This window comes from Neisseria sp. P0021.S006, assembly GCF_051956895.1.
Map to the genome: position 1 here is coordinate 1 of NZ_JBQCWZ010001199.1, position 462 is coordinate 462.

Consider the following 462-nt stretch of genomic DNA (forward strand, 5'->3'; position numbering starts at 1 on the left):
GATGGAGGCAGTGCAAATCACTTTGGTGTTGCCGCACTCAATAAGGCAGGAGCCGTCGGCATGGGGGAGGAAATTGGGGGTAATTTTGATGTCGCGCAGGCTGTCGGCGGCGCGGCCGGTGCGGGTGTAGTCGCTCATGATGATCCTTTGGGGCGGAATGAAAAATAGGTTGCCTTGAATTATAGAGGAATTTGGCATCAAAGGCCGTCTGAAAATCGTCGGTCGGGTGTGTTATAGTGTCCATACTTTCACTCGTATTTGGAAACGGAGTAAAACCATGGCTACAAGACGAAATATTCAAATCCACAGCATGACCGGCTTTGCCAATGCCGCAGGCGAATGCGGCGGCAAGCGGATTAATTTGGAAATCCGCGCAGTCAACCATCGTTATTTGGATGTCCAATTCCGTATGCCGGAAGAGTTGCGCTATTTGGAAGGCGCATTGCGCGAGCAGATTGCCGC

1 protein-coding gene and 1 pseudogene are annotated in these 462 nt (G+C 51.7%); one reads left to right on the forward strand and one right to left on the reverse strand.

The genetic code is table 11. The features are described from left to right. A pseudogene (locus tag ACTHUM_RS19455) lies at positions 1–138 on the reverse strand (ribonuclease PH); the annotation flags it as partial. A 172-nt stretch (positions 139–310) separates the two neighbouring features. Here ACTHUM_RS19455 and ACTHUM_RS19460 point away from each other — a divergent pair. Next, positions 311–462, forward strand: a 152-nt coding sequence (locus tag ACTHUM_RS19460; RefSeq protein ID WP_440403936.1) for a YicC/YloC family endoribonuclease, incomplete at its 3' end; no start/stop codon positions are given.